This window comes from Pseudomonas emilianonis, from assembly GCF_023072625.1.
Taxonomy (GTDB): domain Bacteria; phylum Pseudomonadota; class Gammaproteobacteria; order Pseudomonadales; family Pseudomonadaceae; genus Aquipseudomonas; species Aquipseudomonas paraveronii.
On sequence record NZ_JAKNRV010000513.1, the window covers coordinates 1 to 2,829 of the forward strand.

At 63.2% G+C, this 2,829-nt stretch carries 3 protein-coding genes and 1 pseudogene; 2 read left to right on the plus strand and 2 right to left on the minus strand.

Going from position 1 to position 2,829, the window contains the following annotated elements; genetic code table 11:
- Positions 1 to 417, minus strand: a 417-nt coding sequence (gene ccmA, locus L9Z73_RS28545; RefSeq protein ID WP_247408138.1) for a heme ABC exporter ATP-binding protein CcmA, incomplete at its 3' end; no start/stop codon positions are given.
- Positions 418 to 617: 200 nt separating this feature from the next.
- Here ccmA and L9Z73_RS28550 point away from each other — a divergent pair.
- Both L9Z73_RS28550 and L9Z73_RS28555 read left to right on the plus strand, forming a co-directional pair.
- Positions 618 to 2,201: a flagellar hook-length control protein FliK gene (locus L9Z73_RS28550; RefSeq protein ID WP_247408139.1), complete on the plus strand. Its 1,584-nt coding sequence runs from the start codon at positions 618 to 620 to the stop codon at positions 2,199 to 2,201.
- A complete protein-coding gene (locus L9Z73_RS28555) occupies positions 2,198 to 2,527 on the plus strand; it encodes an EscU/YscU/HrcU family type III secretion system export apparatus switch protein (RefSeq protein WP_065939955.1) in 330 nt (109 codons plus the stop codon). Before L9Z73_RS28550 ends, L9Z73_RS28555 begins: the two co-directional genes overlap by 4 nt.
- Positions 2,528 to 2,655: 128 nt before the next feature.
- Here the strand turns inward: L9Z73_RS28555 and L9Z73_RS28560 are convergent.
- Positions 2,656 to 2,829, minus strand: a pseudogene (locus L9Z73_RS28560) (molybdopterin molybdenumtransferase MoeA); the annotation flags it as partial.

Below are 2,829 nucleotides of genomic sequence, written 5' to 3' on the forward strand. Positions count from 1 at the left end.
CTGCTGGCCGGCGGACAAGGTGTGACAGGGCACGTCTTCGAAGCCCTTGAGACCGACGGCGGCGAGCGCCTGCCAGATCGCCTCGCGGCTGGCCGGATGATGCAGGGCGCTGAGCCAACTGAGGTTTTCTTCGGCGCTCAGCACGTCCTTGATCCCGGCGGCGTGGCCGATCCAGGTGAGATTGCGGGCCAGCTCGGTGCGTTGTTCGTTCAACGGTTTGCCGTTGAGCCGCACTTCGCCAGCCGTAGGCTGCATCAACCCGGCCAGCAAACGCAGCAGGCTGGTCTTGCCGCTGCCGTTGGGACCACTGATCTGCACCATGTCACCGCCCGCCAGGCGCAGGTCGAGGTGCTCGAACAGCAGGCGCAGGTCGCGTTCACAGGCAAGCGCTACGGCTTCAAGAAGAGGGCTGGTCAAAAGATCGCGGGCCTTTACGGTTCAAGTCGGCGGTGCGGCGGCCGTTATAGAAAGGAGCACAATAACGACTTTGGCGACCGATTTTAGAGAGCTGGATCAAATAGTTGTGAGGTTTTTACCGCTCTCATGGCAGACGGGCCGCATTATACATGCGATGCCCTACGCTAAAGAGGGCTATTTCCCCTGAGACGACGCGCACGATGACCGGTGAGATCAACCTTCCTACGCTTCCTCCTGCCCCGGCAGCCGGGCCGGCCCCTGCGCCGGCTCCAGCGACCGGTGAGTTGCTGAAACTGCTGGAGCCGCAGATCGGCTTGATCGACCCGGGAAAAACCGCGAACGCCGAAGTCATCGCACTTAAACAAGGCGGCGAAGCCTTTCAGTTGCTACTCAAATTGACCCTCGACGGTGGCCGCCAGACGCTGGTCCAGGCCAGCAGCCCGCAACCCTTGCCGCTGGGCAGCAATGTGGCGGTGAGCCAGACGCCTGCCGGCAACCTGACCCTCAGCCTGCAGCAAGCCTTGAGTGCCAACGTCGCCGCCCTCACCCGCATCGACACCACGCAAATGCCGGCGGGCACCTTGCTGCAAGCCAAAGTCCTGACCAGCCAAATGCTGCCCCAAGGCACCACGCAACCGACGATCTACCGCTCGTTGGTGACGGTGCTCAACAACGCCCTGGCCGGTACGACCCTGACCGTGGAGAGCCCGCAACCCCTGCGTATCGGCAGCCTGCTCAGCGCCGTGGTGCAGGATGCGCAGACCCTGAACTTCGTGCCTTTGAGCGGGCTCAAGGATCAACTGGCCGTGACCCAGCAACTCGCCACCCAGCAAAGTCGCCAGGGCTCGCTGGATGCGGTGTTCACCGCGCTGCAAACCCTGCCCCGGGGCGACAGCACTTCCGTCGAGCTGCGCGCGGCCGCCGACCGTTTGCTCGCCGCGTTGCCCGACCTCGCACAAGTCAGCAATCCCAAGGTGCTGGCTCAAGTGATCCAGAACAGCGGCGCGTTTCTTGAAGCCAAGTTACTGGCCGGGCAAAACCCGCAAATCCCACCACTGGATATGAAAGGTGCCCTGCTGCGTCTGGTCGCCGATCTGCTGCCCGCCCTGCCCGCCAGCACCAACCTCAATGCCATACTCGCCGCCAACACCCTGGCCCAGATGCTGCCCAACTTCGTGCGCAGCCCGCTGAACACCCTCGGGCAAGTCAGCGCCCGCCAGGCACCCGCCGGTTTTCCATTGCCGGCGCGGCTGATGCAACGCCTGGAGGGCGAAGGCGACCTGGAAAACCTGCTGCGCCTGGCCGCCGGTGCCATCTCGCGACTACAGAGCCATCAACTGTCGAGCCTGGAACAGACCGGCACCACTGCCGATGGCCGCCTGCAAACCACCTGGCAGCTGGAAATCCCCATGCGTACCCTGCAGGACATCGTGCCGCTGCAGGTCAAGTTCCAGCGCGAAGACCCCGCGCCGGACAAGGACCAGCCCGAACGCAAAGACAAAAAAGACCCCAAACAGATGCTCTGGCGCGTGGAACTGGCCTTCGATATGGAGCCGCTGGGCCCGTTACAGGTCCAGGCGCAATTGTCTCAGGGCAAACTGTCGAGCCAGTTGTGGGCGACCCGACCGTTCACCGCCAGTTTGATCGAAAGTCACTTGGGCAGTTTGCGCGAGCGCCTAGTGACCTCGGGCATCAATGTCGGCGACCTCGACTGCCACCTCGGCACCCCGCCACGCGGGCCGAAAACCGGATTGGAGCAACGCTGGGTGGACGAAACCGCATGAACAACGCCAACCCGCCGCGCCAGGCCATCGCCCTCAAGTATGACGGCCAACAAGCGCCGACCCTGACCGCCAAGGGCGACGATGCCCTGGCCGAAGCGATCCTCAAGCTGGCGCGGGAAAATGAAGTGCCCATCTATGAAAACGCCGAGTTGGTGAAGCTGCTGGCGCGCATGGAACTGGGCGACAGTATCCCGGAAGAGTTGTACCGCACGATCGCCGAGATCATTGCGTTTGCCTGGACGTTGAAGGGCAAGTTTCCGGTGGGGTATGACCCGGACGCGGGGCCGGTGGAGCGCGATGTGACCGAGCGTGGCGACGACTACTGAGTAGCCCCAGACAGACAACAATCCAAATGTGGGAGGGGGCTTGCCCCGATGAGGCTGTGTCAGTTCATACATCTTTGACTGATCCACCGCCATCGGGGGCAAGCCCCCTCCCACACTTGAATCGGTGTTTAGTTCAGGACTTCGCTCAGGGGAATGAAATTCACCCGGTCGCCAATCGCCAGCGTCGTCCCTTCCAACACCTCCACCAACCCTTGCGCCCACGCCGCGCTGCGCAGCACGCCCGAGCTCTGGTTGCGGTAGATGACCGCCTTGCCCTGCTCGATGCGCCCGCGCAGGTACTC

What these genes read in the sequence shown, in the direction of transcription:
- L9Z73_RS28550 (WP_247408139.1), top strand. Translation starts at nt 618, where the DNA reads ATGACCGGTGAGATCAACCTTCCTACGCTTCCTCCTGCCCCGGCAGCC.
- L9Z73_RS28555 (WP_065939955.1), top strand. Translation starts at nt 2,198, where the DNA reads ATGAACAACGCCAACCCGCCGCGCCAGGCCATCGCCCTCAAGTATGAC.